21 protein-coding genes and 1 pseudogene are annotated in these 26,946 nt (G+C 69.9%); 17 read left to right on the forward strand and 5 right to left on the reverse strand.

Translation table 11 applies throughout. The annotated features are described in order from the left end of the window. Positions 1-55: 55 nt before the first annotated feature. Complete coding sequence (locus FG154_RS17670; RefSeq protein ID WP_145110776.1) at positions 56-1,030, forward strand: hypothetical protein; 975 nt, start codon at positions 56-58, stop codon at positions 1,028-1,030. A gap of 755 nt (positions 1,031-1,785) precedes the next feature. On the opposite strand, the gene FG154_RS17675 is transcribed toward FG154_RS17670, so the two are convergent. After that, positions 1,786-2,910: a zinc-binding dehydrogenase gene (locus FG154_RS17675; protein ID WP_145110779.1), complete on the reverse strand. Its 1,125-nt coding sequence runs from the start codon at positions 2,908-2,910 to the stop codon at positions 1,786-1,788. A 151-nt stretch (positions 2,911-3,061) separates the two neighbouring features. Between FG154_RS17675 and mog the strand changes: the two genes are divergently transcribed. Next, the gene (gene mog / locus FG154_RS17680; protein WP_145110782.1) at positions 3,062-3,610 is read left to right on the forward strand and encodes a molybdopterin adenylyltransferase; all 549 of its coding nucleotides are present in this window, start codon (positions 3,062-3,064) and stop codon (positions 3,608-3,610) included. On the opposite strand, the gene nadE is transcribed toward mog, so the two are convergent. Then, entirely contained in the window at positions 3,611-5,155 is a 1,545-nt protein-coding gene (nadE, locus tag FG154_RS17685) for an NAD(+) synthase (protein WP_145110785.1), read from the reverse strand. It abuts the gene before it with no gap. A 200-nt stretch (positions 5,156-5,355) separates the two neighbouring features. Between nadE and FG154_RS17690 the strand changes: the two genes are divergently transcribed. The 3 genes from FG154_RS17690 to FG154_RS17700 all read left to right on the forward strand — a co-directional run bounded on the left by FG154_RS17690 (position 5,356) and on the right by FG154_RS17700 (position 9,935). After that, positions 5,356-7,665 (forward strand): FdhF/YdeP family oxidoreductase, encoded by a 2,310-nt coding sequence (locus tag FG154_RS17690; RefSeq protein ID WP_145110788.1) that lies wholly within the window; start codon positions 5,356-5,358, stop codon positions 7,663-7,665. Between the two features lie 130 nt (positions 7,666-7,795). After that, on the forward strand, positions 7,796-8,293 hold the full coding sequence (locus FG154_RS17695) for a YciE/YciF ferroxidase family protein (RefSeq protein WP_246100391.1): 498 nt from the start codon (positions 7,796-7,798) through the stop codon (positions 8,291-8,293). 112 nt (positions 8,294-8,405) lie between these two features. Continuing rightward, positions 8,406-9,935, forward strand: a complete 1,530-nt coding sequence (locus FG154_RS17700) for a YifB family Mg chelatase-like AAA ATPase (protein ID WP_145110794.1) — start codon at positions 8,406-8,408, stop codon at positions 9,933-9,935. Between the two features lie 154 nt (positions 9,936-10,089). Here FG154_RS17700 and FG154_RS17705 read toward each other — a convergent pair whose 3' ends face one another. Together FG154_RS17705 and FG154_RS17710 are read right to left on the reverse strand one after the other, a co-directional pair. Then, positions 10,090-10,314, reverse strand: coding sequence for a DUF1150 family protein (locus FG154_RS17705; protein ID WP_011909998.1), 225 nt, complete (start codon positions 10,312-10,314; stop codon positions 10,090-10,092). Next, positions 10,311-10,778: an Hsp20 family protein gene (locus tag FG154_RS17710; protein WP_011909997.1), complete on the reverse strand. Its 468-nt coding sequence runs from the start codon at positions 10,776-10,778 to the stop codon at positions 10,311-10,313. Before FG154_RS17710 ends, FG154_RS17705 begins: the two co-directional genes overlap by 4 nt. Before the next feature lie 302 nt (positions 10,779-11,080). Between FG154_RS17710 and FG154_RS17715 the strand changes: the two genes are divergently transcribed. The 6 genes from FG154_RS17715 (at position 11,081) to FG154_RS17740 (ending at position 18,472) form a co-directional block, all read left to right on the forward strand. Then, the gene (locus FG154_RS17715) at positions 11,081-11,299 is read left to right on the forward strand and encodes a YdcH family protein (protein WP_145110797.1); all 219 of its coding nucleotides are present in this window, start codon (positions 11,081-11,083) and stop codon (positions 11,297-11,299) included. Between the two features lie 198 nt (positions 11,300-11,497). Then, positions 11,498-11,983, forward strand: a complete 486-nt coding sequence (gene purE, locus FG154_RS17720; protein ID WP_145110801.1) for a 5-(carboxyamino)imidazole ribonucleotide mutase — start codon at positions 11,498-11,500, stop codon at positions 11,981-11,983. Then, positions 11,976-13,058: a 5-(carboxyamino)imidazole ribonucleotide synthase gene (locus FG154_RS17725; protein WP_145110804.1), complete on the forward strand. Its 1,083-nt coding sequence runs from the start codon at positions 11,976-11,978 to the stop codon at positions 13,056-13,058. The genes purE and FG154_RS17725 overlap by 8 nt, the downstream gene beginning before the upstream one ends. Continuing rightward, on the forward strand, positions 13,055-14,428 hold the full coding sequence (locus FG154_RS17730) for an aspartate aminotransferase family protein (protein WP_145110807.1): 1,374 nt from the start codon (positions 13,055-13,057) through the stop codon (positions 14,426-14,428). The genes FG154_RS17725 and FG154_RS17730 overlap by 4 nt, the downstream gene beginning before the upstream one ends. Before the next feature lie 8 nt (positions 14,429-14,436). Beyond that, positions 14,437-15,831, forward strand: coding sequence for a glutamine synthetase family protein (locus FG154_RS17735; RefSeq protein ID WP_145110810.1), 1,395 nt, complete (start codon positions 14,437-14,439; stop codon positions 15,829-15,831). 94 nt (positions 15,832-15,925) lie between these two features. Beyond that, entirely contained in the window at positions 15,926-18,472 is a 2,547-nt protein-coding gene (locus FG154_RS17740; protein WP_145110812.1) for a hybrid sensor histidine kinase/response regulator, read from the forward strand. Here the strand turns inward: FG154_RS17740 and FG154_RS17745 are convergent. Next, entirely contained in the window at positions 18,469-19,170 is a 702-nt protein-coding gene (locus FG154_RS17745; RefSeq protein ID WP_145110815.1) for a CbiX/SirB N-terminal domain-containing protein, read from the reverse strand. The two genes, FG154_RS17740 and FG154_RS17745, sit on opposite strands and share 4 nt — an antisense overlap. 477 nt (positions 19,171-19,647) lie before the next feature. Here FG154_RS17745 and FG154_RS17750 point away from each other — a divergent pair, with 477 nt between their 5' ends. From FG154_RS17750 to FG154_RS17775, 6 genes and pseudogenes are all read left to right on the forward strand, one after another. Beyond that, positions 19,648-20,994, forward strand: a complete 1,347-nt coding sequence (locus FG154_RS17750) for a BLUF domain-containing protein (protein WP_145110818.1) — start codon at positions 19,648-19,650, stop codon at positions 20,992-20,994. Between the two features lie 114 nt (positions 20,995-21,108). Continuing rightward, positions 21,109-22,305: an AI-2E family transporter gene (locus FG154_RS17755; RefSeq protein WP_145110821.1), complete on the forward strand. Its 1,197-nt coding sequence runs from the start codon at positions 21,109-21,111 to the stop codon at positions 22,303-22,305. An 88-nt stretch (positions 22,306-22,393) separates the two neighbouring features. After that, a pseudogene (locus FG154_RS17760) lies at positions 22,394-23,378 on the forward strand (LLM class flavin-dependent oxidoreductase). 67 nt (positions 23,379-23,445) lie between these two features. Beyond that, entirely contained in the window at positions 23,446-24,132 is a 687-nt protein-coding gene (locus FG154_RS17765) for a fumarylacetoacetate hydrolase family protein (RefSeq protein ID WP_145110823.1), read from the forward strand. 165 nt (positions 24,133-24,297) lie between these two features. Continuing rightward, positions 24,298-25,833 (forward strand): acyl--CoA ligase, encoded by a 1,536-nt coding sequence (locus tag FG154_RS17770; protein ID WP_145110826.1) that lies wholly within the window; start codon positions 24,298-24,300, stop codon positions 25,831-25,833. Next, complete coding sequence (locus FG154_RS17775) at positions 25,830-26,804, forward strand: 2-dehydropantoate 2-reductase (protein WP_186312425.1); 975 nt, start codon at positions 25,830-25,832, stop codon at positions 26,802-26,804. Before FG154_RS17770 ends, FG154_RS17775 begins: the two co-directional genes overlap by 4 nt. The last annotated feature ends 142 nt before the right edge of the window (positions 26,805-26,946 follow it).

The raw sequence follows: 26,946 nt of genomic DNA on the forward strand, positions 1-26,946 counted from the left end.
TCATGGCAGATGAGAAAAGCCGGGAAGTCCAGACGGCCCTCGGCGTCAGCTTACGTTGAAAACTGGTGTTCCGCTAAGCCTCTACCTGCAACTTTCCGATGGTCAGGTCGCCGACCTGGAAGTGGTTTCTAGAGCGTCGCTTGAATTCGCCGCTGCCATGCGGGAGATGGCTGAGTTCGTCGACGGTGGGCTGGAACTGAAGATCGGAATACAGAACACCGCAGAAGGCAGCCTGCGGCTGAACACCTTGGTCAAGGTAGTCTTCCCTAACCGCGAGACGGAGGATGGCGAGGACGGAGTGGAGCGGCGGATCACAGTCACCCACGCCGCGATCCTAGGTATCATGTCGTGGTTCTTCCTAGATATCGGACTGGGCCACTACGCTGAGAAGGTGTGGGAGATGATCGATGATGCGGTAGTCGCCGCATTATGGGCCGAACATCAACTCGAGGCCACGAAGCTTGACGATGAAGAGGCTCAGCGATGCATCAAGGCCATAGAAGCTGCTAGGCGAAATGGGGTCGGTGAAGCTCACGTCCGGAGGTTCTTCAGCGAGATACGAGCCGATCCAGCCGTGACCGGTGTCGGCATAGCTCTCGACCATGACCAGCCTCCGGAGGCGATCATACCGCGGGAGCAATTCGCTACGCTGTCGAAGCCTGTCGAAGTCGTCGAAGACGCTAAGAAGCGACCACGAATAGAACGTGCCACGGTCTTGCTTGTGCAGCCCAGGTTGCGCGGAGACGCGAAGCAATGGCGGTTCTCATCGGCCGGCGGCGAGTTCGGAGCGAAGATCGAAGACAAGCGCTTCGTTCGTGACCTGTTGTCGGGAAAGATCAAGATTCCCATGATTGAAGGCGTCGTAATGGACGTCGACATAAAGATCGTGGAGGAACTGGATAGCGGTGCCTGGCGGGTGGTGTCGAGGACAATATCCGCAGTTCATTCGATCAAGGAAGCGCCGGAGCAGCTGTCACTGCTTCAGCCATTCGATGACGGCGATGATAGAGAGGATGCCGACGGCCGTTAGAGCTAGGGGGTGAGACACCGTATCGCCGAACGCGGCATCGATGACGCTCATGCTGACGAAGGCCGCGACCATCACCGCGATCCAGCGCCCCCGTCTCCTCCGTCCCACGAGCGCGGTCCTCATCGCTTCCTCAACTGCTGTCCTCCCCTTCCGACGTTGCCTCACGCGAGTCGGTGGATCAAGCCATACATATGGTCGATGCCGATCGTTGACAGGTCGTTAACGTCGCGGATCTCAGCGACCGCTGATCCGCTCCGGCACCCGCACGGCCACTCCAGCCAGCGCTCCAGGGTCCTCGTAGGCTCGCGCCGCCGCGGTTCCCGTCATGACCGCTGTCCACCCTGGTGAAACAGGCGCGCCGGATCGTCGTAGAATTCGGCCTCGGCGTCGAGCAACGCGGCCGTCAGAGCGGAAATCTCGGCCTCGTCCATGGCGACCTCGGGACTACATCGGGACTACAGGACTACATCAGTCGCGCCTAACATCTTGTCGCAAATGGCGTTCTAAGGTCAGTCGGCCCCATCCAGCATCGGGGCGACGGACAGCCTGTGCGACGCCCCTGCGGTCATGTCCGATGTGATCCCCATGCTTTCACCTTCCTGCGGAACGGGCCGCTTTTCAGAGGCTGCTTTTCGTCCCATTCGCGCACGGGATCAACCCGCGCGGCACAACGCGAGGCCGGGATCACGTCCGTGTCAGCCCCTCGTCGGCGGGACGGGCCGCGGGCTTTGGGCGCAAGGGGCGGCGCCGTGCGCTCATTCGATCTCCACCACCTGCCGGATGGCGCTGCCATCGGCCAGGCGGTCCATCGCGAGGTTGATCTCGTCAAGCTTCAGCCGGTGGGTCAGCATCTTCTCGACGGGCAGGAGACCGCGCCGGTGCAGCGCCAGCATCCGCGGCAGGTCGCGCTGCGGCACGCAGGAGCCGATGTAGCTGCCCTTCAGCGTGCGCTCCTCGGCCACCAGCTTCAGCGCGTCGAGCGGCATCCGTTCGTGCGGGGCGGGAAGCCCGCCGGTAATGGTCATCCCGCCCCGGCGCGTCACCTCGAAGGCGGTCTCGAGCGCGCGGATCGAGCCCGCGAACTCGAAGGCATAATCCACGCCGCCGCCGGTCAGCTCGCGCACGGCAGCGACCGTGTCCCCGTCGGCGGGCACGGCGAGGGTCGCCCCCATGTCGCGCGCCACCTCGGTCTTGGCCGGGAACGGGTCGATGGCCACGATCTCGCCCGCCCCTGCCGCGGCCGCGCCAAGGATCGCCGACAGGCCCACGCCCCCCAGCCCCACCACGGCCACACGGGCGCCGGGCCGGATCTGCGCCGTGTTGAAGACCGCCCCCGCCCCGGTCAGCATCGCGCAGGAAAACAGCGCCGAGACATGGGGCGGCACATCCCGCGGCACCCGGACAAGCGAGGGCCGGGCCACCACCGCATGGGTGGCAAAGCCCGAAATGCCCAGATGGTGATGGACCGGCCGGCCCTCGTGCGACAGGCGCCGGTGCCCGGTCATCAGCTCGCCCACCCCGTGATGCCGCGCCGCCCGCTCGCAGAGCGCGGGCCGCCCCTCGGCGCAGGGGGTGCAGCGGCCGCAGCCGGGGGCGAATATGCAGACGACGTGATCGCCGGGCTCGAGATCCTCGACACCGGCGCCCAGCGCCTCGACATAGCCGGACGCCTCGTGGCCGAGCACCATCGGCAGCGGCCGACGCCTCGTGCCGTTGATGACGGACAGATCCGAATGGCAGACGCCGGCCGCGGCCACCCGGATCAGCACCTCGCCGGGCCCCGGCGCCTCGAGATCGAGGTCGCGCACCACGAGCGGCCGCTCCTCGGCGTAGTTCCCCGCGATCCCGTCGCGCTCCAGCACCGCTGCGGTGATCTTCATGCGTCATCCTCCCTTTCGGGCCAGAGTAGGGCGCAATGACCCGCCCGTCAGGTGAAAAGCGGCGGGGCGCACGCCGTCCGCCAAAGCCGGGGCTTCTCCTTCCGGGCGCGCCGGGCCAGAGTGGGCCGGACCACCGGAAGGAGCGACAGACGTGAAGATCGCCATCGTGACCGCCTCGGACCGCGCCAGCCGCGGCGAATACGAGGACCTCAGCGGCCCCGCCATCGCCGGCTGGCTGGCCACCGCCGTGACATCCGAGCACGAGATCCTGCGCCGGATCGTGCCGGACGGGATCGAGTCGGTGCGCGAGACGCTGATCGACCTCTGCGACCGCGAGGGCGCCGCCCTCGTCTTCACCACGGGGGGCACCGGCCCCTCGCCGCGCGACCTCACGCCCGAGGCGATGGTGGGCGTGATCGAGAAGGAACTGCCGGGCTTTGGCGAACTGCTGCGGATGATCGGCCTGCAGCAGACGCCGACCGCGATCCTGTCGCGCCAGACGGCCGGGGTGCGGGGCCGGACGCTGATCGTCAACCTGCCGGGGCAGTCGGCCGCCATCGCCCTCTCGCTGCAGGCGGTGTTCGCGGCCATTCCCAAGTGCCTCGAGCTGATCGGGGCGGGAACGATGACCGTCTCGGACAGCTGGGGCGCGGAAGGCACGGCCGCGCCGCGCCTGCCCGACTACCTGCGGCCCGACTGATCAGCCCTTGGCTTCCTGCAGCACGGAAAGCCCCTCCTCGAGCGAGCGGCGAACGGTGGCCGCCAGCACCTGCCGGGGGCTGCCGGGCAGGTAATGCTCGCTTATGCGCGTCTCGCGCCCGCGCAGGGCGACGGCGAGACAGACATAACCCGGCGGATGGCCCTCGTCCTCGCCGGGGCCCGCCACCCCCGTCACGGCCAGCGCCAGATCGGCTTCGGGGGCTGCGGCCAGCGCGCCCTCGGCCATGCGGCGCGCGACCTGCGGGTGATAGACGGTCTTCTCGGCAATCAGCGCCTCGGGCACCCCGAGGGCCGCGAACTTCATGGTGGGACGGTAGGCGACAAAGCTGCCCTCGAGCACGCCCGAACAGCCCGGAACGCCCGACACGCAGGCGGCGATCATGCCGGCGGTGCAGGACTCGGCCGTCACCAGCCGACAGTCGGCAGCCTTCAGCGCCCGCACCAGCCGGGCCGCAAGATCCTGCATCTCTCCGGAGAAGCCAAGGAGCGACTGGTCCGCGCGCAGCACCGCCGGGCGGAACAGCCGTTCATCGAGACGGTCGAGCGGCTCGTAGCGGTCGGCCTTGGGATGGTCGAACCGGATCGGATTGACCCTCTTGTGCCAGGTGGCCTTCATCCGCGCCAGAACGGTGCCGAGCACCTCCTGGGCGTGGCGGTCCTCATCCATCCGCAGCGCAAAGGCGAGATGCTGGGTGGTCAGCCCCGGATCGTCGCGCAGGGCAGAGGCCAGCGCGAACTGCACGATGTCCCATTCCAGATAGGTGGCGCCGATCTGGGCCTCGTCGCCGCCGCCGATCCCCAGCCCATCGGTCGGCATGGCGCGCCATGTGCGCTCGGGCACCCCATGGGCGCGCGCCAGCCACGGCACCTCCCACGACTTCAGCAGCGACTGGACGGGCGCCAGATCGCCCACGTCGCCATGCAGCGTCCAGAACCCGGCCCCGAGTTCCGAGAAATTGTCTGTGCTGGCCACGAGGCCCCCCAGCCGATGCGCCTGATCGTAAAGCGTCATCATCCGAAGCCGCGCCCGGAGGTTGCCCCGCCGCGTGCGGGCGGGCCCCTCGTCCGACGTGACGAGATCGCCATCGAGATCGCCAAGCTGCGCGACCGCGGCCCGGTAGGCCTGCGAGAGATCGAGATGGAGATGCTCGATCCTCAGCGCCTCGCAGGCCTCGATGCCGCGCTCGGTCTCTTCGGGGTTCTGCTCGATGGGCAGCGTCAGGCCCACCACGCGCCAGCCCGCAGCCTTGAACAGTGCCGCCGTCAGCGCCGAATCGACCCCACCCGACATGCCGAGGACCGCTGTCGAGACCGAAGCCTGCGTCCGGTAATCGACAAGATCCTGCACCAGCCGTGCGCCGATCAGATCGAGATCGCGGGGCGGAAGGAACAGGCCTCGCTCCACCTGCTCGGCCAGACGCTCGGCAAACCAGGGCGAAAGCTCTCCGGTCAGCCGCTGACGCGACAGATCGAGGATCTCCTCGACCAACGTTTCCGTCGCGCCGCCGGCATCGGCCTTGGTCATGATGTCCCTCCTGCTGCTGTCCTGCCGCGGAACAGGGGCCGCGAGACATATGTTCCAGCGACCGGCACGTTCGGCAGGACCAGGGACTCGCCGACCTCGCACCGCTGCATCCCTGGGCAGCCATCCGGTCGCCTCGTGGCAAAGTGACGGAACAGCGGGCGTTCGCGCCGGTTGCACCCCCGCCAGTCAAGGAGGACCCGATGAACCAGCCCAAGGAGAACCGGCAGCGTCAGGACACGCCGCATTATGAAGGAGCCTCGGGAAGCTGGGGATCGGTCCGCGGCATCGCCAAGGTGCTGCTCGACCAGAAGCCGGGGCCGGGCGTGGTCCAGACGCTCATGCGCCAGAACAAGCCCGGAGGGCACATGTGCACCTCCTGCGCCTGGGCCAAGCCCGCCAAGCCGCACCTGTTCGAGTTCTGCGAGAACGGCGCCAAGGCCACGATCTGGGACCTCACCACCGACCGCTGCGGCCCCGAGTTCTTTGCCCGCCATTCCGTCTCGGAGCTGCGCGACTGGTCCGACCACGACCTCGAGAAGAGCGGGCGTCTCACCCACCCGATGCGCTACGACGCCGCGACCGACCATTATCTGCCCGTCACCTGGGAGGACGCCTTCCGCGAGATCGGATCGCGGCTCCGCACGCTCGAGCCCGCCCGCACGGTCTTCTACACCTCGGGCAAGGCCAGCCTCGAGACGGCCTTCCTCTGGCAGCTCTTCGCCCGCGCCTACGGGCACAACAACCTGCCCGACAGCTCCAACATGTGCCATGAGACCACAAGCGTCGGGCTGAAGAAGGTGACCGGCTCGTCGGTCGGCACCTGCGTGCTCGAGGATTTCGACCATTGCGACATGATCCTCTTCCTCGGCCAGAACACCGGCACCAGCAGCCCGCGCTTCCTGCACGAGTTGCAGAAGGCGGTGCAGCGCGGCTGCCGGATCGTCACGCTGAACCCGGTGCGCGAGCGCGGGCTGGTCGAGTTCGTGAACCCGCAGAACCCCTCGCAGATGACGCTCGGCAACCCCACGCGGATCTCGGACATCTACCTGCAGGTCCGGCCGGGGGGCGACATCGCGGCGCTGGCGGGGATCTGCAAGCACCTCTTCGCCCTCGAGGAGACGCGCGGCGGCATCATCGACCGCGCCTTCGTGGCCGAGCACACCTCGGGCTTCGACGCGTTCGAGGCCCGCATCCGCGACACCACGTGGGACGAGATCGAGCGCGTCTCGATGCTGCGCCGCTCCGATCTCGAGCAGGTGGCCGAGATCTATGCCCGGTCCGAGCGCGTGATCGGCATCTATGGCATGGGCCTGACGCAGCATGTGCACGGCTGGCTCAACATCGCGATGCTGGTGAACCTGCTGCTGATGCGCGGCAACATCGGGCGCAAGGGCGCGGGCGTCTCGCCGGTCCGCGGCCATTCCAACGTGCAGGGCCAGCGGACGGTGGGGATCAGCGAAAAGCCCTCGCTGGTGCCGATCGACAAGCTGGAGGAGCTGTTCAACCTGAACATCCCGCGGGACGAGGGCTGGAACACGGCCGTGGCCGCAGAGAAGCTGCTGGATGGCACGATGCAGGCGTTCCTCTCGCTCGGCGGCAATTTCGCCCGCGCGATCCCGGACCAGAGCCGGACGGACAAGGCTTGGGCGGGGCTCGAGCTGAACGTGCAGATCGCCACCAAGCTCAACCGGTCGCACACGTTGGTAAGCCGGGACAGCTGGCTGCTGCCCTGCCTCGTGCGGGCCGAGGAGGACCGCCAGTCGACCGGCCCTCAGGCGGTCTCGATGGAGGACAGCCTCAGCCACATTCACGGCTCGGTGGGCAAGCGCCCGCCCGCCTCAAGCTGGCTGCGGTCCGAGCCCTCCATCGTGGCGGGCCTCGCGCGGGCAACGCTGGACGACAACCCCAGCCTGCGGTGGGAGCATTGGGTGGGCGACTACCGCCACATCCGCGACCTGATCGAGGCCTGCTGGCCCGACCAGTTCGCCGCCTTCAACGCGCGCCTCTTCACGCCCGGCGGCTTCTACCGCGGCAACGCCGCGCGCGAGCGCGAGTGGAAGACCGAGAGCGGCAAGGCCCAGTTCACCGCGCCCGAGCAGCTCTGCGCCCTGGGCGAGCCGCCCGAGGGCGAGGAGATGACCCTCGTCACGCTGCGCTCGAACGACCAGTTCAACACGACGATCTACGGCTTCTCGGACCGGCTGCGCGGGCTGGAAGGATCGCGCGATGTGGTGCTGATGAACCCCGAGGAGATCGCGCGGCGCGGGCTGCATGAAGGGCAGAGGGTGACGCTGGAATGCGCCGTCGGCGACGGCATCCGGCGGCGCGTGTCGGGCATGCGGGTGACGGCCTACGACCTGCCCGATGCCTGCGTCGGCGCCTATTACCCCGAGGCCAATGCCCTCGTTCCCCTCTCGGCGCGGGACGAACTGTCGGGGACGCCGGCCTACAAGGGAACGCCGGTGCGGATCCTGACCGATCAGGCGGCGGCCGAGGCCGGCCTGCCCTGACCCGGCCGCGCGTCCAGCCCCCATCCGGCCGCCGTGCGGGTTTTCCACGCGGCCGGAGCCGAAGCCCACAGTCTGCGGAACAAGCGCGCGCCGCAGCCGTTCCAAGGCCACAATCTGCATGGAGACGGACATGAAGACCAAGGAACTCGACGCGGCCTTTCTCGACGCGCTGAAGGACATCTACTACGCCGAGCGGCAGATCCTGAAGGCCCTGCCCAAGATGGCGCGGGCGGCCCAGTCCGAGCAGCTCAAGCAAGCCTTCAAGACCCACCGCGAAGAGACCGAAGGCCAGAAGGAGCGGCTCGAGAAGGTGTTCGAGCTTCTGGGCAAGCGCGCCCAGGGCAAGACCTGCCCGGCGATCGACGGCATCATCGAGGAAGGCTCCGAGGTGATGGAGGAGTACAAGGACAGCCCGGCGCTCGACGCGGCACTCCTGGCCGCGGCGCAGGCGGTCGAACATTACGAGATGGCCCGCTACGGCACGCTGGTCGCCTGGGCCAAGACCCTCGGGATGGACGACGCCGCCAAGATCCTCGCCGAGACGCTCGAGGAGGAGAAGAAGACCGACAGCCTGCTGAACGATCTGGCGGGCTCGGAAGTGAACCAGAACGCCGTGGCGGCGGCCTGATCGAGCGGGAGGGGCGCGCCGCGCCCCTCCCGTCCGCCGCCCGGTCGGGCCTGGTTCTGGTTAACGCATGATCAAGGATTTCCCGCTAAGCCTCGGATGAGAGGGGAAGTCCATGATCGCCCGAGCCTTCACCGTCGCCTTCGAAGGCATCGACCCGCGCAGCGTCGAGGTGCAATGCGCCGTGTCGCCCGGCCTGCCGGCCTTCGCCATCGTCGGTCTGGCCGACAAGGCGGTCTCCGAGGCGCGCGAACGGGTGCGGACGGCTCTCGCCGCCATGTCGATCGCGCTGCCCTCGCGCCGGATCACCGTGAACCTCTCGCCCGCCGACCTGCCCAAGGAGGGATCGCACTTCGACCTCGCCATCGCGCTTGCCCTTCTTGCCGCGCTCGAAATCATCCCGGCCGACGATGTGGAGCAGACGCTTGCGATCGGCGAACTGTCGCTCGACGGGCGGCTTGTGGCGGTGGCGGGCGCGCTGCCCGCCGCGGTCGCCGCCGCCGAGCAGGACCGCTCGCTCCTCTGCCCGAAGGCCTGCGGGGCCGAGGCGGCCTGGGTCGCCGCAACACAGGTTCTCGCCGCAAGCACCCTCGCCGAAGTCGTGCGCCATTTCTCCGGCCAGTCGCCGATCACGCCCGCCGAGGCCGGAGAGGTGACGGGCGGCCCCGCCGCCGCCTGCGATCTTGCGCAGGTGAACGGGCAGGAACGGGCCAGGCGCGCGCTCGAGATCTCGGCGGCCGGCCGCCATCACCTGCTGATGATCGGGGCACCGGGCTCGGGCAAGTCCCTGCTCGCCCGCTGCATGCCCGGCATCCTGCCGCCGATGAGCCCGGCCGAGGCGCTCGAGACCTCGATGGTCCATTCGCTCGCCGGCAAGCTCGGCGACGGCGGGATCAGCCGGACGCGGCCCTTCAGCGATCCCCACCACACGGCCTCGCCCGCCTCCATCGTCGGCGGCGGGCGCCGGGCGGGCCCCGGCGAGGTGAGCATCGCCCACAACGGCGTCCTGTTCCTTGATGAGCTGCCCGAATTTCCGCCGCGGGTGCTCGACACGCTGCGCCAGCCTCTCGAGACGGGCGAGATCATGGTGCCCCGCGCCGAGGCGCGCTACCGCTACCCCTGCCGGTTCCTGCTGATCGCCGCCGCCAACCCCTGCCGCTGCGGCCATCTGGCGGATGCCTCCCGGGCCTGCAGCCGCGCGCCGTCCTGCGGGGACGAGTATCTGGGCCGGATCTCGGGCCCGCTCATGGATCGGTTCGACCTGCGGATCGAGGTGCCTCCGGTCGATTGGGTGGACGGCAGCCTGCCGGCCGCGACCGAGGATTCCGCCACCGTCGCCGCGCGCGTGGCCGGGGCCCGCGCGATTCAAGCTCGCCGCTACGCCGGTTTGCCGCAGATCCGGGTGAACGCCGACGCCGATGGCCCGCTGCTGGAACAGATCGCCTCTCCCGACGCGGAGGGGCGGGCCCTGCTCGGCCGCGTGGCCGAGAGGTTCGGCCTCTCGGCCCGTGCCTATCACCGGATCCTGCGCGTGGCCCGCACCATCGCCGACCTCGACGGCGCGCAGGAGGTGCGGCATCCGCATCTTGCCGAAGCCGTCAGCTACCGCCTGACCGCGACCCCGAGGCCGAAGCCCGCGGGCTGAGAGCTGGCCCACGAAGACCCACCCTCGCCACAAGGCCCGCGGCCGGGCGTACCCCGATCATCAGGCCGGCCGAGGCGAAGCGGGCCGTCGAAGGCACGCAGAACCAGCGGGATCGCCGCCTGCGCCGGCAGCCGCGGAGCGAGGATGCGCAGGATCAGTGAACGCTCACCGGCGCAAGATCGTTCTGGCGGGCGAGCACGAAGGCGAGGTGGCGGTCTCGCACCAGCGCGAGGCGCTCTCCGTCCGCGGCATGAACCGCGAAGATGTGGTCCAGCCCGCGCGCCATCGGCTGAACCTCCTCGGGAAGCTCGGCCACGGGCACCGGACGGACATAGACCAGCCTGCCCATACCTTCGGGGAAATCAAACGGCGTGTTCATTGCTCGACTCCTTCCTTGATCGCGCGGCTGCGTCCGATCGGGATCGTCTGCACCATCGGCTGCGGCACCAGCCGCCTGAGGTCGATGTGCAGCAACCCGTGCTCCATGTTCGCCCCCGCCACCTCGACACCGTCGGCCAGCACGAAGCTGCGCTGGAACGCGCGCGAGGCGATGCCGCGATGCAGGAACACGCGCTCGGCCGCGTCTTCGGTCTGGCGGCCGCGCACGACAAGCTGCCGATCCTCGACCGTGATGGCGATGTCATCCTCGCGGAAACCCGCGACGGCCAGCGTGATCCGGTAGGCGTTCTCGGCCACGGCCTCGATGTTGAAGGGCGGATAGCCCTCGCTTGCCGTCTTGGCCGTCCGCTCGACCAGCCGCTCGAGCTGTTCGAAGCCGAGAAGGAAGGGATGGCCCCCGAAAGTCAGTTTGGTCATTCCGTCATGTCCTTGCACAAGCGACATTTCTCTGTGGAACCCCACGCGGGCATTCCGTTTCCCAGATATGGGCGGATGACCGGCGCCTTGCAAGGCCGGTGGCGCCGCGCGGCGGGGCCGGATGCCGGGGTCGGCACGGGCTTTTGCGCGCGGGAACGCGGGCGGCGCCGGGCCCTGCCCCGCCTCCGGCCCCGATCCGTTCCAAATCGAGTGAACGCGACATCTGGATCCATGCAGGATTCTTCCCGCAAACGCTCGCGATCTGTATATTCGTGGTACGGCGACTCATCCAAAACGCAACGGGCGAACTTTCCCGACAGGTCAAATTCATGAATGCGTCCCCTGAACTGAGCTTTGAAGACATGCTGCGCATCCGGCTCGAGGTGCTCCGACGCGAGCATCGCGATCTCGATGATGCGATTTCCGCGCTCGAGGCCGGTGGCCGGGGCGACCAGTTGACGCTGCGGCGGCTCAAGAAGCAGAAGCTGTGCCTCAAGGACCAGATCGTGAAGATCGAGGATCAGCTCATCCCCGACATCATCGCCTGACGCATCGCGGCCGCGGGGCCTGCGTCGTGCCATTCACTGGCCTGAAACGGCGTGCACGTGCCGTTTCAAGAAGCGCGAACGGCCGGCCTTCACGGCGGACAGGCGGGCGGAACGGTCGGCCCTTGCGGCAGCGCCCGCTTGCCCCTTCCCCGCCGCTGGCTATAGTGCGCGGCTCAAGGCAGTGCAGGGGTGTCGCGCATGGCTGTGGACGTTGGGATCATCATGGGCAGCCAGTCCGACTGGGCCACGATGAAGGAGGCCGCCGCGATCCTGGACGAGCTGGGCATCGCCTACGAGGCGAAGATCGTCTCGGCGCACCGCACGCCCGACCGGCTCTGGAGCTACGGCAAGGCGGCCGTCGAACGCGGCCTCAAGGTCATCATCGCGGGCGCGGGCGGCGCGGCCCACCTGCCCGGCATGATGGCATCGAAGACGCGGGTGCCGGTGATCGGCGTGCCCGTCCAGACGAGGGCGCTGTCGGGCGTGGACAGCCTCTATTCCATCGTCCAGATGCCCAGGGGCTTTCCGGTGGCCACCATGGCGATCGGCGCGGCCGGCGCGGCCAACGCGGGCCTGATGGCGGCGGGCATCCTCGCGATCTCCGATCCGGCGCTCGGCCAGCGGCTTGACGACTGGCGCGCCGCCCTCTCCGCCTCCATCCCCGAGGAGCCTTCCGATGACTGACCGCCTGCACCCCGGAGCCACCATCGGCATCCTTGGCGGGGGCCAGCTCGGGCGGATGCTGTCGGTCGCGGCCTCGCGGCTGGGCTTCCGCACCCATGTCTTCGAGCCGGGGGCGAACCCGCCGGCCGCGGATGTGGCCCATGCGGTCACGACGGCTTCCTATCAGGATGAGGCCGCGCTCCGGGCCTTTGCGGCCGCGGTCGATGTCATCACCTACGAGTTCGAGAACATCCCGACCTCGGCGCTCGACCTGCTCGAGGCGCTGAAGCCGATCCACCCGAACCGTCGCGCGCTTGCCGTCAGTCAGGACCGGCTGGAGGAGAAGGGCTTCCTGACCGGCCTCGGCCTGTCGGTCGCGCCCTTCCGGCCCGTCGCCACCCGCGGGGATCTCGAGGCGGCGATCCACGGCATCGGCACGCCCGCGATCCTCAAGACCACCCGGCTCGGCTATGACGGCAAGGGGCAGGTCCGGATCATGGACCCCGACGACGCGGCCGAGGCCTTTGCGGCGATGGGTGGGCAGCCGGCCGTGCTGGAAGGCTTCGTCCGCTTCACCCACGAGGTCTCGGTCATCGCGGCGCGCGGGCGCGACGGGTCGGTGGCGGTCTATGAGCCGGGCGAGAATGTCCATCTCTCGGGCATCCTGCACACGACCACCGTTCCCGCCCGCCTCACCGCCTCGCAGCGCACCGACGCGGTGCTGCTGGCCGGACGGATCCTGAACGCGCTCGACTATGTGGGGGTCATGGGGGTGGAGCTGTTCGTGACGCCCGAGGCGCTTCTGGTGAACGAGATCGCGCCACGGGTCCACAACTCGGGCCACTGGACGCAGAACGGCTGCGCGGTGGACCAGTTCGAGCAGCATATCCGCGCGGTGGCCGGCTGGCCGCTGGGCGACGGTTCGCGTTTCGCGGATGTCGAGATGGAGAACCTGATCGGCCATGACGTGGCGCGGGTGCCCGCGCTTGCGCTGGAACGCAACACCGCGATCCACCTCTACGGCAAGGCCGAGGCGCGGGCCGGGCGCAAGATGGGGCATGTGAACCGCATCCTCCGCCCGGTGGAGGGCGCATGATCGAGGCGGTGACGCGGACGGCCGGCGTGCTCGACGGGCGGATCGCGGCCTTCCTCGCCCGAGAGACCGCCGCCTTCGAACATGCCCATCCGCGCTCGCGCGCGGCGCTGCAGGACGGCGCCTCGGGCTGGCTTGGCGGCGTGCCGATGCACTGGATGAAGGACTGGCCCTCGCCCTTTCCGCTGGTGGCGGCCGAGGCCTCGGGCTCGCGTCTCATCGACCTCGACGGGCACAAGTTCGACGATTTCTGCCTTGGCGACACGGGCTCGATGTTCGGCCACTCGCCCCCGCCGGTCGCGAAGGCGATCCGCCGGCAGGCGCGGGACGGGCTGACCTACATGCTGCCGACCGCCGCAGCCCTCGAGGCGGGCCGCCTGCTCAGCCGCACCTTCGGCGAGTTCCGGTGGCAGGTGGCGCTGACCGCGACCGACGCCAACCGTTTCGCGCTGCGCGTGGCGCGGGCGGTGACGGGGCGCCGCAAGGTGCTGGTCTTCAACGGCTGCTACCACGGGACCGTGGACGACACGATGGTGATGCTCGAGGGCGGGCAGACCCGGCCGCGGCCGGGCCTCGTGGGGCAGGTGGCGGATCTCGCGGCCAAGGCCGTCGCGGTGGAGTTCAACGACATCGCGGCCGTCGAGGCGGCGCTGGCCACGGGCGAGATCGCCGCGATTCTCACCGAGCCGGTGATGACCAACTCCTGCATGGTGCTGCCCGAAGCGGGCTTTCACGACGCGCTGCGCACGCTCTCGCGGCGCTACGGGGCGGTGCTGATCCTCGATGAGACGCACACGCTCTCGTCGGGCCTCGGCGGCTATGGACGGGTGCACAGCCTGTCGCCGGACATCCTCGTGGTCGGCAAGTGCGTGGCGGGCGGGATGCCCGCCGCGGTCTGGGGCCTGACGCCGGATCTTGCCGCGCGCTTTGCCGCCTATGACGCGGCGCGCCCCGAGGGGCACAGCGGCATGGGCACGACCCTCGCGGCCAATCCGATGCAGTTCGCCTGCCTCTGCGCCACCCTGAGCGAGGTGATGACCCCCGAAGCCTACGCCCGGATGGAGAAGGGCGCGGACCGGCTGGCCAAGGGCCTCTCGGCCGTGATCTCGCGCGTCGAGGCGCCCTGGCATGTCGTCCGGGTCGGCGCGCGGGTCGAGTTCATCTGCGCGCCGGGCCCGCTGCGCAACGGGGCCGAGGCCGCCCGCTCCCATCACCCGCGCCTCGAGGGCGCGGTGCATCTGGGGCTTCTGAACCGCGGCTCGCTGATCGCGCCGTTCCACAACATGATGCTGGTGAGCCCGGTCACCCGGAACCGCCAGATCGACCGCCTGATCGCCGCCTTTGACGCCATCCTGACCGAGCTTTTCGCGTGACCGCACCGATGACCGACCAACCCAGCCCCTCCGGCTCGACCCTGGCCGAGGCCGAGGCCTTCCTGGCCCAGCACCCCGAGATCGAGGCCTTCGACATCATCCTGCACGACGCCAACGGCATCGGGCGGGGCAAGATCATCCGCCGGCACGAGCTTCTGTCCTTCTACAAGGGCGGGCGGCACCTGCCGATCTCGATCCTCGGCCTCGACATCTGCGGCGAGGATGTGCACGAGACCGGCCTGATCTGGGATCAGGGCGACGGCGACCTGCGCGCCTGGCCGATCCCCGGGACGCTGGTGCCGCTGCATGGCACCACCCCGCCGCGGGGCGAGGTCTTCATGTGCATGTATGACCTCGACGGCCGGCCCATGAGTTCAGACCCGCGCCACGCGCTCGCCCGGCAGGTCGAGGCGCTGGCCGATCTGGGCCTCTACCCCTCCGCCGCCTTCGAGCTGGAGTTCTTCCTGCTGGCCAACGAGCGCGGCCCCGACGGGCGGGTGCAGCCGGCCGCCGACGTGCTCGACGGCCGCATGAGCCGCAAGACCGAGGTCTATTCGGTCGATCACCTGCACGGGATGATGCCGCTCTTTTCCGACATCTACGCAGGCGCCGAAAAGGCCGGGATCAAGGCCGAGACGATGATCTCGGAATATGCGCCGGGGCAGTATGAGCTGACGCTGCACTACCGCACCGACATCCTGCAGGCGGCCGACGATCTGATGCGGCTCAAGCGGATCGTGCGGGCGCAGGCGCGGGCGCATGGCGTCACGGCCTGCTTCATGGCCAAGCCCGTGGAAAGCTACGCGGGCTCGGGGATGCACCTGCATGTCTCGCTCTGCGACCGCGAGGGGCGCAACATCTTCGTCGAGGAGACCGAGGGCCAGTGGTCGCGTGCGATCCTGCACGCGCTCGGCGGCCTGCGCGAGACGATGGGCGAGTCGATGCTGGTCTTTGCCCCTCACGCCAACTCGTGGCGCCGCTTCGCGAGCCAGAGCTACGCGCCGGTCTCGCCCACCTGGGGGGTGAACAACCGCTCGGTCGCGCTGCGCATCCCGGCGGGCGACATCCGCGCCCGGCGGATCGAGCATCGCCCGGCCGGCGTGGACGCCAACCCCTATCTGGTGGCGGCCACCGTTCTTGCGGGCATCCGCCGCGGGCTCGAGCAGCAGATCGACCCCGGCCCCGAAACCACCGGCAACGGCTACGAGGATCCGGGCGACACCCAACCCATCCCGACCTGCTGGCGCAGCGCGATTGCGGCGGCCCGCCATTCCGCCTTCCTGCGCGAGGCGCTGGGGCCGGACATGCACCGAACCTTCACCGCCATCAAGGAGTCCGAATACGCCCGCGTCGCGCGGACCATCCCGGACGTGGACTACGACCTCTACCTCCATACCGTGTGACGGCGCGGCCTGCCCCGATCACATCTTCGGCGGGTCGTCGGCCGCGGCCACCTGCAGACTGGATCGGCCTCGGGCCCTGATCTAGGGTAAGGTCATGGCTGCGCGACGCGAAGCGGATGTCCGGCGGGCCGAATCCGGCCCCAGACTCTGGCAGAAGCTCCGCCTGCCGGCTGCGGTCTTCGTCGTGCTGGCGGGTGCCAGTGTCATCCTCGCCCTGGCGCTCGACGCCCGGCAGCGGTTCCAGCAGCTCGACCTCATGGCGTCGGGCGGCGTGCAGGCCGAGATCGCGGATGTGGACGCAGGCCTCAAGCGGCTGGCCGGGCGGCTCGAGGGCGACGCCTCGCCCGGCGAGACCCGCGCCGCGATCGAGGCGCTGCAGGCGCCCGTCCGCGACCTTGGAGCGGCTCTGGCCCAGAGCGCCCTGCTGTGGGAGCCCGGCTATGCCGCCGACATGGCCCGGCTGGAGGCCTTCGCCGACGAGGCCGCCTCGCTGATCCCTGCCCCGGATGGGGCGGTCGCGCAGCTGCGGGCAGAGCTTGGCCGCACCCTGCAACAGCAGCAGCAGGTGCTGGACCGGCTCGCCGGTTCTGCCAGCCACGACCAGGCGGTGCGCGCCGCGAAGAACCGCGAGATCATCGCCAACTCGCTGACAAGGCTGGTCGCGCTGACCATCACGCTGGTGCTGGTGCTGTCGGCGGGCTCGCTCCAGCTTCTGCGGCTCTATCTCCGCTCGCGCGAGCAGGCGGACACGGCCCGGCGCGCCAGCGCCCGGCTGGAGGCGATCTTCCGCATCTCGGCCGATGCGATCCTCGTCACGGACTGGAGCGGGCGGGTCATCGACTGCAACCGCGCCACCCTCGCCATCTTCGGCCATCAGCGCGAAACACTGTGCGGCGCCGACGCCATGGAGCTTCTCTTTCCGGCGGAACTGCAGGGCCGCCAGCGCACGCTCGTGGTCGAGGCCCTGCGCACCTCGGATCCGCGTCTCGACGGCCCCCTGCGGCTCGAACTCGAGGCGGTTCACTCCGACGGGCTGCGGTTTCCGGTGGAAGTGTCGCTCGCCGCGGCGCGTGTCGAGGGCGAGGACATCATCGTGGCGCTCATGCGCGACATCTCGGCCCGCCGCCGCGCCGAGCGCGAACTGACCGAGGCCCGCGATCAGGCGCTGGCGGGCGAACAGGCGCGTGCGGACTTCCTGGCCGTCATGAGCCACGAGATGCGCACGCCGCTCAACGGTCTGGCGGGCTCGATCGAGCTTCTCGACCAGACGCCCCTCGACATGCGCCAGCGCGAGCTGGTCTCGGTGCTGCGCGCCTCGGCGCAGATCCTGCTCGACCACGTCAATTCCGTCCTGGACATCGCCCGCTCGGAGGCCCGCCCCTCCGAGGCGGAGATGGTGGATTTCGACCTCGACCGGCTGTTGGCCGAGTGCATCGCCAACCAGTCGGGGTTCGCGGCGGTCGTGGGCAACCGGATCGACCTTCGCGCGATCACGGGCCCCGTGGGCCTTCTGAACGGCGAGCCGGCACGGCTGCGGCAGGTGATCCTCAACCTGCTGAACAACGCGGCGAAATTCACCCGCAACGGGCGGATCATCGTCGAGACCGAGGTGCTGGGCGCCACTCTCGAAATCCGCGTGCTCGATTCCGGCATCGGCATCGCGCCCGAGAACCACGAGAAGATCTTCGACGATTTCGTGACCCTCGACGCCAGTTACGAGCGGCGGTCGGGCGGCACCGGCCTCGGCCTCGGCATCGCCCGCAGGCTGGCGCGAATCATGGGCGGCGATCTGACCGTCGAAAGCGCACCGGGCAACGGCAGCCGCTTCACGCTGCGCCTGCCGCTCCAGCGCGCGCGTGGCGAGGCCGCGGACAGTGCCGAGGGGCAGGGCGAGACGCTGTCGGTGCTGCTGATCGAGGACAACGACATCAACCGCTTCATCGCGCAGAACTTCCTCGAGAGCGCCGGCCATCAGGTGCTGACGGCCCGCAGCGGTCTCGAGGGGCTGACGGCCGCGCAGGCACGGCATTTCGATGTCATCCTGACCGACATCAGCATGCCGGGTCTCGACGGACTGCAGGTCGCCCGCCGCATCCGCGACGGCGGCGGTCCGAGCGCGGGCTCTCGCATCCTTGCCGTCACGGCCCATTCGCTCGCAGCCGCCCCCGAGGCGCTGCGCCGGGCCGGCATCGACGGCTGCCTTGAAAAGCCGGTCGGGCGCGAGTCCCTCTTGCGCCTGCTGCGCCAGCCGCTCGAACCGCTTGTCCCTGCCCCCGAGGAGGCGCTTGACCTCCAGCGCCTCGACGAGCTTGCGGGGCAGATCGGCCGGGGGGCGCTGTCGGCCCTCATCCGCCAGATGATCCTCGACGGAGAGGCGATCCTCGACCGGCTCGGCGCGCTCGGGCCAGAGCCCGCACCCGAGGAAGCGCGGCGGCTCGTTCACCAGATGGCCGGCGCCGTCTCGACCTTCGGCACCGGGCCGCTCCACCGCTGCCTTCGCCAGTTGCAGGAGGCGCTGCGGACCGGGGTACCCGTGGCCGCCCATCTCGAGGCGCTGCCCCCGCTCTGGCAGCGGATGCGCGCCGCACTCGAAGAGGCCGAGATCCGGCCACCCCAAGTGCGGACGGATGCGCTGACCTAGCCGCCCGGTGCCGTGCCAAGGGCGGCGATGGCCCGCGCGATCAGGGCCGGCGCGCGGGGATCGAGGCCCACCGGCTCCAGCACGGGGCCGCGGAACCGCGCCTCGGCCAGAGCGTCGGGAAGGTCGCTCACCACATGTCCTCCGCGGGCCGCGAAGAAGGGCAGGCACAGCGCCTCCCGCATGCGCCGGGCGACCTCCACGATGCGCGGCTCCTGATCGATGAAGGCGGCCTTGCAGGGCAGGCCCAGCTCCTGCTCGAGCCGTTCGGCCATGGCGTGCGCGACATCGGACGGGGCGCTGCTGCGAAAGGAGCCATGCGCCGCCAGCAGGATCGCAGGCGCCCGAGCAACGGCGAGGGCCTCACGCGCGATGGCGACCGTCAGATCGCCGACCGCCGGATCGGTTCCGAACGGCTCGGCGAGGCGCCAGCCCTCTCCGCCCGCCGCGGCCAGCTGGCGGGGCAGGTTGGTGCGGGTGAACCACCCCCCCGCCATGAAGAGCGGATAGACGACGCCGGGCGCCCCCTGCACCGCGCGCGCCAGCGCCCCCGGCTCGGCCAGTGTCGCCGCCCGCACGCGCCAGCCGGGCAGATGCCCTGACACGGCCGCCGCCAGCGCAGCGATCTCGGCCGCCGCCGGCACGGGGTCCGACGGCTGCCCGTGGGCAACGATCACCGCGGTCGGTCCCGCATCCTCCATTCCCATCCTCCTTCGGGCAGGGCTTGATTGGCACCGAGTTTTCCCCGCTGCGCAAGGGGCTTGAAGCGGCGCGGTCCTCACGTCCTCGACAGCGCGGCACCCCCCGCACCTCGCCGCGGGAAGGTCGGAAAAAGACCATCTCAGGTATATGTTGACGCACCCCCCCGGCCGATCCTTGACTCGATCCGCGGCGGAAACGATGCTTGCAGCCATCGTGCGAGTGAGGCGAATGCAGCGTGGAACGGCCGTCGATGGACCGCCCCCTCTGCCCTCGCCTGTAACACCAGGGTTCGGCCGCGAACGGATCGCCGGGGCAAGCTCATCTGCCGCCGGAGGTCCCGGAAGACGACATACTCCGAGGCGCGGGAACGCCCGGAGAGCAGCAGGACAGAGACGGATCAGGCGAATTGACGCAGGCGGTGGCCTGCGCCGACGGCAAGGTTGTTTCTGAATCCCCACGGCATTAAGGGGCGAGGGATGGTCAAGGAACGAGAGGCGAAGGTCGCGATGGCGGGCTCGGGTCTGATCTCCTGCTGTTACCGCAGCCTCGCGGCTCCAAGCCTCACCATGGGCGATCTCATCGACATCGTCGAGGCTTCGCGCCGGCGCAACGCCGAACTGCAGATCACCGGCGCGCTCTTCTACGCGGACGGCCGCTTCCTGCAATGGCTCGAAGGACCGGCCGAGGCGGTGAACGGGCTTCTCGACGGCATCCTGCGGGACGGGCGCCATTCCGGGATCGAACTGCTGGCAAAGGAGCCCGCCACCGAGCGGCGCTTTGCCGGCTGGAACATGCAGCTCTGCTGCCCCGAGAGCGACCTGCGCAGCCTCGGGATCACGGACGGCCGGCAGATCGTCGCCGTGGGCCGCAGCCTGCTGCCCGAAAGCGCCGACGGCCTCTCCTTCGACAGGATCGCCACCGTGGGCGATTTCCTCTCCGACGTCTGTGCGGCCCGCAGCCTGACCTCGGACGCGGACGAGGGCACCGCTACCATCTACCCGCTGCACGACGGGCCGGCCCGCCGCTCGGCCCGAGCCGGGGCCGTGGCGCGGCTGTCTGACCTGCTGCTCGCCGACCCGCTCGGCCGCATCGCCGAGCTCGAGTCGCTGCTGCGGGCCCATGCGCCAACGGCGGCCGACTTCGCCCGCCTCTACGAAACCTGCGCCGAGCGGATGCTGCGCGATCTTGCCGAAGACCGTACGACGCGGCTGCGCCTGACGCTTGCCTGCTCGGCCCTGCAGATGGTGCTGCGCCGCATCCACCACCTCCCCGACCCGCAGAACAGCGTGGGGGCGGTGACGGTGACCGCGGTCCCCGGACAGACGCCGATCCTCGAGGCGGCGCTTGCGGGCGAGATGCTGCGCGCGGCGGGCTGGTCCACCTCGATCCTCCACCCCGAGAGCGCCGAGGATCTGATCGGGCGCCTCAGGGCCACGCGCACCGCGACGCTGGTCGTGGCGCCCAGCCTTCTCGAAGGGGCCGACCATGATCGCGAGACGCTGCGGCTGATCGCGGCGTTGCGCGCCCGCCGGGATCTGCCCGAGCAGCGGATCCTGATCGGCGGCGGGCTGGCGCAGCTGGCGCCGTCGATGCTGAAGGAGGCCGGCGCCGATGCCGGCTTCCGGCATCTGTCGCAACTGACGGCTTCGGTGGCGGGCGTGGCGTGCCCGCACAACGCCGAATGCTGCTCGATGCGGGCCTGCCGCATGCCGGCCTCGCAGTTCTGCGGCAAGCGGATCAACCCCGACTTCCTGCTGGCCAATGTCATGCCGAGCGTCATGACCCGCCTCTCGGCCCGGCAGGAGCGCAGGCGCACCGCCTGAGCCACCTGTTTTTTCGTCTCGAACCGCGCCTGCGGAGGTGCATCCTGCCGATCTTTGCTTAAATAGGATCTGGCGGCGCCCAGTCGCCACCAGGGAGGCACGGCCGGCACCGCGATGAACGAGACGAAATCCGAAGCGCTGAGTGACCGACAGGATCGGCTCAAACGCGCGCGCAGGCCGCTCATCACCGACATATCGGCGGCCCGTTGGCTGCTCCTGCTGATTCTGGCGGCGTCGGTCTATTTCTTTCACGGCTTCCTCGTGCCGGTGCTGGCGGCGCTCATCATCGCCTTCGCAAGCTGGCCGCTGCTGCTGAGGCTCGAGCGGTCGCTGCCGATCGGCCGCGCCGGGGCGGGCGCGTTGCTGCTGCTGATGATCGTGGGCTTTCTCGTGATCCCGGTCATGATGGCGCTGCTCTATGCCTTCCGCGAGTTGCAGGCCTGGATCGGCTGGGCGATCAACACCAACAGCCTCGGCGCACCGCCGCCGGTCTGGCTGGAAACGCTGCCCCATGTCGGGCCCTGGATCGGCGAGAAGTGGCGCGCCTATATCGGCGAGCCGGGCGCGATCAGCGAGATGGTCCAGCTCGTCTCGGGCGCCAACATCGGCACGATCTCGCGCGGGATCCTGACGGCGGGCACGCTCGCCTTCCACCTCGCGCTGACGCTGCTCTTCATGCTGATCGCGCTCTTCATCTTCTACCGCGACGGCGAGCGGATCGCCGCGCAGGTGGACCGCGTGGGCAGCCGCATCCTGCCCGACCGGTGGGACAGGATCTCGCGCGTGGTGCCGGCCACGATCAGTTCGACCGTGACCGGCATGACGCTGATCGCCATGGGCGAGGGCGTGGTGCTCGGCACCGCCTACTGGATCGCCGGGATGCCCTCGCCGGTGACGCTGGGCGTCATCACGGGCTTCATGGCGCTGGTGCCGGGGGGCGCGCCCTTCTGCGTCGTCGCCGCCTCGTCCTATCTCGCGGCCAGCGGCTCGCCCTGGGCGGGGCTCGGCCTCTTCCTCTGGGGCACGATCGAGCTGTTCATCGTGGACAAGACCATCCGTCCGGTGCTCGTCGGCGGGCCGGTCAAGCTGCCCTTCCTGCCCACCTTCTTCGGGCTTGTCGGCGGGATCGAGACCATGGGCATCGTCGGCCTGTTCGTGGGCCCGGTGCTGATGGCGCTGCTCGTCTCGATGTGGCGCGAATGGCAGCGCGAAATCGACATCGCCGAGGCCGAAGAGGCCGATACGATCCGCCGGCCACCGCCCGAGCCCTTGCCCTCCGCAATCCGCCCCCTCAGATCCGAACCGGGCTGAGGTCCCGTCCGGTCGATCCGGCCGCAGAACATGCCCCTCGCCCGGCGCGAGGGCCATCGGAGCCCGCACAAGGGCAAAGGAACCTGCCATGATCCCCTATTCCGTCCTCGATCTTGCCCCGGTGCCCGAAGGCGCCACGATCGCCGCCGCCCTGAGCGAGATCACCGAGCTGGCGCGCCACACCGAGGCGCTCGGCTACAGCCGCTTCTGGCTTGCCGAGCACCATGCCATGCCGGGCATCGCCTCGGCCGCAACGGCGGTGCTGGTCGGCCATGTCGCCGCCCACACCTCGCGCATCCGCGTGGGCTCGGGCGGGATCATGCTGCCGAACCACGCGCCGCTGATGGTGGCCGAAGCCTTCGGCACGCTGGCCACGCTCTATCCCGACCGGATCGACCTCGGGCTCGGGCGCGCTCCGGGCACCGACGCCCGCACGGCGCAGGCGCTGCGGCGCAATCTCGACGTGACCGACAACTTCCCGGCCGATGTGCTGGAGCTGCTGCGCTACTTCGGCGAGGCCGAGACCGGCGCCATACAGGCCGTGCCGGGCGAAGGAACGCGCGTGCCGATCTGGATCCTCGGTTCGAGCCTCTACGGGGCGCAGCTTGCCGCCCATTTCGGGCTGCCCTACGCCTTTGCCTCGCATTTCGCCCCTCCCGCCCTCGAGACGGCGCTGGCGGCCTATCGCCAGACCTTCCGCCCCTCGCCCGAGCTCGACCGGCCGCGGGCCATGATCGCGATCAACATCTTTGCCGGGGCCGATGACGACGAGGGCCCGCTATCTCCGCAGCTCGGCCCAGCTTGCCTTCGCCAACCTGCGCAGCGGCCGGCCGGGCAAGCTGCCCCGCCCGGTCGAGGATATCTCGGCCCATGTCGAGCCCGCCATGCTGCGCCTTGTCGATCAGGCGCTGGCGGTTTCGGCCACCGGAGGCCCCGAGACGGTGCGGCGCCAGCTCGCCGAACTGATCGAACGGCACCGGCCCGAGGAGGTGATCTTCACCGGCCAGATCCACGACCCCGAGGCCCGCCGGCGCTCGTTCACCATCGCGGCCGAGGCCATGGCGAGCCTGTGAGCCGCCCCGGGGCCCCTCGCAGGCCCTGCCCCACCCTGCATCCAACCGCGACCACCGAGGAGATCCGATGCCTGCCCATGTCTTTGCCCCGCCCGCCGTGCCCTGCCTGCCCGTCGTCGGCACCGACGCGCTGTTCCCGGTGCGGCGTGTCTTCTGCATCGGCCGCAACTACGCCGCCCACGCCGTCGAGATGGGCGGCGATCCCGACCGCGAGCCTCCCTTCTTCTTCCAGAAGAACCCCGACAACCTCGACCCGTCCGGCCGCTTTCCCTACCCGCCCGAAAGCTCGGACGTGCATCACGAGGTCGAACTGGCGGTGATGCTCGGCTCTGGCGGAACGGACATCCCGGTGGACGAGGCCATGGGCCATGTCTGGGGCTATGCGGTGGCCCTCGACATGACGCGGCGCGACCGGCAGGCCGAGGCCAAGAAGGCCGGTCGGCCCTGGGAGGTCGGCAAGGCCTTCGAACAGTCCGCGCCGGTGGGCCCCGTCCATCCGGCCTCGACGACCGGCCACCCGCAGGCGGGGCGCATCGCGCTGACGGTCAATGGCGATCTGCGTCAGGAGGGCGACCTCAACCAGATGATCTGGAAGGTGCCCGAGATGATCGCCGTCCTCTCGCGCCACTTCGCGCTCGCGGCGGGCGACGTGATCCTGACGGGAACCCCCGCAGGGGTGGGTGCCGTGGTGCACGGCGACGTGATGGAGGCCCACATCGACGGGCTCGGCACGCTGCGGGTCGAGGTGGTCTGATCCCCCGCCTCTGACAGGGCCAAGGCCGCCCGGCGTCGCTGCCGCGCAGCGAGGATGCTCCCTTGACCGCGCCGCGATTGCGGCGCGAGATGGTTCGTGACCGCGCCCCGATGGTGGCGCGCCAGAGGGCGATCCGCGCCCCCGCGACTGTCAAAGGAACAGCCCATGACCGCAAGCCTGTCGGACCTCTTCGCCTTCCACCGCAACGACGGGCTGGCCGTGGGCGCCCCCGACCGGCCCTGGCTGACCTATGGCGGCCTGCGCGATCTGGCGGGCCATTCCGTGGCGGCGCTTCACGCCGCGGGGGTGGGCCGCGGCGACCGCGTGGCCATCGTGCTGCCGAACGGGCCCGAGATGGCCACGGCCTTCGTGGCCATTGCGCAAGGCGCGGTGACGGCCCCCCTGAACCCCGGCTACAGGCTCGAGGAGTTCGAGTTCTACCTGTCGGATCTCGGCGCCCGGGCCATCGTCCTGCCCGAGGGCTATGACGGCCCCGCCCTCACGGCGGCCGTCCGCCTGGGGCTTGCCGTGCTGCGGCTTGGGCATGATGCGGCCGATCCGGCGGGCTGGTTCTCGCTGCGCGCCGAAAGCGTCGCCCCCGGCGAGCCCGACCGCGACACGGCCCGGCCGCGCGACGTGGCGCTGATCCTGCACACATCCGGCACCACCTCGCGGCCCAAGATCGTGCCGCTCCTGCACCGCAACCTCGCGGCCTCGGCCCATCATGTCGCAAGCTCTCTGGCGCTGACGGCCCACGATCGCGGCCTCAACATGATGCCCCTGTTCCACATCCACGGGCTCGTGGCCTCCGTGGCCGCCAGCCTTGCGGCCGGCGCCTCCGTCTGGTGCGCCCCCGGCTTCGACGCGCTGAAGTTCTTCGGCTGGCTCGAGACCGCCCGCCCGACCTGGTACACGGCCGTCCCCACGATGCACCAGGCGATCCTCGCCCGCGCCGCCCGCAACGCCGACGCGATCGACCGCGCGCCCCTGCGGTTCATCCGCTCCTCCTCGGCGTCGCTGCCCGCGCAGGTGATGGAGGCGCTGGCGACGACCTTCGGCGCCCCGGTGATCGAGGCCTACGGCATGACCGAAGCCGCCCACCAGATGACCTCGAACCCGCTGCCGCCCCGCGCGCAGAAGCCCGGCTCGGTGGGCCTGCCGGCGGGTCCCCAGGTGCGGATCGCGGACGAGGCCGAGAACCGGCTGATCGAGGGCCTGGGCGAGGTGGTGATCTCGGGCCCGAACGTGACCCCCGGCTATGAGGCGAACGAGGCGGCCAACACCGCAAGCTTCTTCGAGGCCGAAGGCCAGCGGTGGTTCCGCACCGGCGATCAGGGCCGCTTCGACCCCGACGGCTATCTCACGATCACGGGGCGGCTCAAGGAGATCATCAACCGCGGAGGCGAGAAGATCTCGCCGCTCGAGGTGGATGGCGTGCTGATGGATCATCCGGCCGTCCAGCAGGTCGTGACCTTTGCCCTGCCCCACCCGAGGCTGGGCGAAGAGGTGGCGGCGGCCGTTGTCCTGCGTGAGGGCATGGCCGCCGACGAAGCCTCGATCCGCGCCTTCTGCGCCGCCCGCCTCGCCGACTTCAAGGTGCCGCGCCGCGTCCTGCTGCTCGAGGAGATCCCCAAGGGCGCGACCGGCAAGCTGCAGCGGATCGGCCTGGCCGAAAAGCTCGGGCTGGTGAGCCCGGCATGAGGATCTGCATCTTCGGCGCCGGCGCGATCGGCGGCTATCTCGGCGCCAGGCTCGCGGCTGCGGGCGCCGACGTCTCGCTGGTCGCACGGGGGCCGCATCTGCAGGCGATGCAGGCCCGCGGCCTCACGCTGATCGAGGGGGACGAGACACGCACCCTGCCCGTGCGCGCCGCCGCCGACCCCGCCGAGCTCGGCCCGCAGGACTATGTGATCCTCACGCTCAAGGCCCATTCCGTCCCGGCCGTGGTGCCGCAGGTGGCCGCGCTCCTTGGCGCCTCCGGCACGCTCGTCTCGGGGGTGAACGGCCTGCCCTGGTGGTATTTTCACCGCCATGGCGGCGCCTTCGAAGGCCAACGGCTCGAAAGCGTGGATCCGGGCGGCGTGCAGTGGCAGGGGTTCGGCCCGGACCGGGTGCTGGGCTGCGTGGTCTATCCGGCGGCCGAAGTGGTCGAACCCGGCGTGGTCCGCCACCTCGAAGGCAACCGCTTCTCGCTGGGAGAGCCCTCGGGCGAACGGTCCGAACGCGCGCTGCGGCTCGCCGAGGCGCTGACGGCCTCCGGGCTCAAGGCGCCGGTCCGGCCGCGGCTGCGCGACGAGATCTGGGTCAAGCTCTGGGGCAACCTGTCGTTCAACCCGATCTCGGCGCTGACCGGGGCAACGCTCGACCGGCTCTGCACCGACCCCGGAACCCGATCCGTCGCCCGGAACATGATGCTCGAGGCGCAGGAGATCGCCGAGCGGCTCGGGGTGCGGTTTCCCATCGATGTCGAGCGCCGCATCGACGGCGGCGCGGCGGTGGGTGCGCATCGGACCTCGATGCTTCAGGATCTCGAGGCCGGCCGCCCGATGGAGATCGAGGCTCTGGTGGGTTCGGTGGCCGAACTGGGACGCATCCTCGGGCTGCCAACGCCCACGGTGGATACGGTGCTGGCGCTGGTGCGTCTCAGGGCACGGGTTGCAGGCCTGAACTGATCCACGCACCCCGCCCCCCTCAGCCAAAGCCCCCCAACAGCCACCCCACCGGCGAACATCAGCCGGAACAACCGCACGAGCAGCGCTCCACGGAAGGCCGGCCCCTTCGCCCTTTCACTCCGGAAAAATATCCTCGGGGGGT

The organism is Cereibacter sediminicola, from assembly GCF_007668225.1.
Lineage (GTDB): Bacteria > Pseudomonadota > Alphaproteobacteria > Rhodobacterales > Rhodobacteraceae > Cereibacter_A > Cereibacter_A azotoformans.

What these genes read in the sequence shown, in the direction of transcription:
- nadE (WP_145110785.1), bottom strand. Translation starts at nt 5,155, where the DNA reads ATGACCAAGGCCGATGCCGGCGGCGCGACGGAAACGTTGGTCGAGGAG.
- FG154_RS17730 (WP_145110807.1), top strand. Translation starts at nt 13,055, where the DNA reads ATGATCGAGGCGGTGACGCGGACGGCCGGCGTGCTCGACGGGCGGATC.
- FG154_RS17755 (WP_145110821.1), top strand. Translation starts at nt 21,109, where the DNA reads ATGAACGAGACGAAATCCGAAGCGCTGAGTGACCGACAGGATCGGCTC.
- FG154_RS17745 (WP_145110815.1), bottom strand. Translation starts at nt 19,170, where the DNA reads ATGGAGGATGCGGGACCGACCGCGGTGATCGTTGCCCACGGGCAGCCG.
- FG154_RS17700 (WP_145110794.1), top strand. Translation starts at nt 8,406, where the DNA reads ATGATCGCCCGAGCCTTCACCGTCGCCTTCGAAGGCATCGACCCGCGC.
- FG154_RS17725 (WP_145110804.1), top strand. Translation starts at nt 11,976, where the DNA reads ATGACTGACCGCCTGCACCCCGGAGCCACCATCGGCATCCTTGGCGGG.
- FG154_RS17715 (WP_145110797.1), top strand. Translation starts at nt 11,081, where the DNA reads ATGAATGCGTCCCCTGAACTGAGCTTTGAAGACATGCTGCGCATCCGG.
- FG154_RS17710 (WP_011909997.1), bottom strand. Translation starts at nt 10,778, where the DNA reads ATGTCGCTTGTGCAAGGACATGACGGAATGACCAAACTGACTTTCGGG.
- FG154_RS17775 (WP_186312425.1), top strand. Translation starts at nt 25,830, where the DNA reads ATGAGGATCTGCATCTTCGGCGCCGGCGCGATCGGCGGCTATCTCGGC.
- FG154_RS17690 (WP_145110788.1), top strand. Translation starts at nt 5,356, where the DNA reads ATGAACCAGCCCAAGGAGAACCGGCAGCGTCAGGACACGCCGCATTAT.
- FG154_RS17695 (WP_246100391.1), top strand. Translation starts at nt 7,796, where the DNA reads ATGAAGACCAAGGAACTCGACGCGGCCTTTCTCGACGCGCTGAAGGAC.
- purE (WP_145110801.1), top strand. Translation starts at nt 11,498, where the DNA reads ATGGCTGTGGACGTTGGGATCATCATGGGCAGCCAGTCCGACTGGGCC.
- FG154_RS17735 (WP_145110810.1), top strand. Translation starts at nt 14,437, where the DNA reads ATGACCGACCAACCCAGCCCCTCCGGCTCGACCCTGGCCGAGGCCGAG.
- FG154_RS17675 (WP_145110779.1), bottom strand. Translation starts at nt 2,910, where the DNA reads ATGAAGATCACCGCAGCGGTGCTGGAGCGCGACGGGATCGCGGGGAAC.
- FG154_RS17740 (WP_145110812.1), top strand. Translation starts at nt 15,926, where the DNA reads ATGGCTGCGCGACGCGAAGCGGATGTCCGGCGGGCCGAATCCGGCCCC.
- FG154_RS17765 (WP_145110823.1), top strand. Translation starts at nt 23,446, where the DNA reads ATGCCTGCCCATGTCTTTGCCCCGCCCGCCGTGCCCTGCCTGCCCGTC.
- FG154_RS17705 (WP_011909998.1), bottom strand. Translation starts at nt 10,314, where the DNA reads ATGAACACGCCGTTTGATTTCCCCGAAGGTATGGGCAGGCTGGTCTAT.
- FG154_RS17750 (WP_145110818.1), top strand. Translation starts at nt 19,648, where the DNA reads ATGGTCAAGGAACGAGAGGCGAAGGTCGCGATGGCGGGCTCGGGTCTG.
- FG154_RS17770 (WP_145110826.1), top strand. Translation starts at nt 24,298, where the DNA reads ATGACCGCAAGCCTGTCGGACCTCTTCGCCTTCCACCGCAACGACGGG.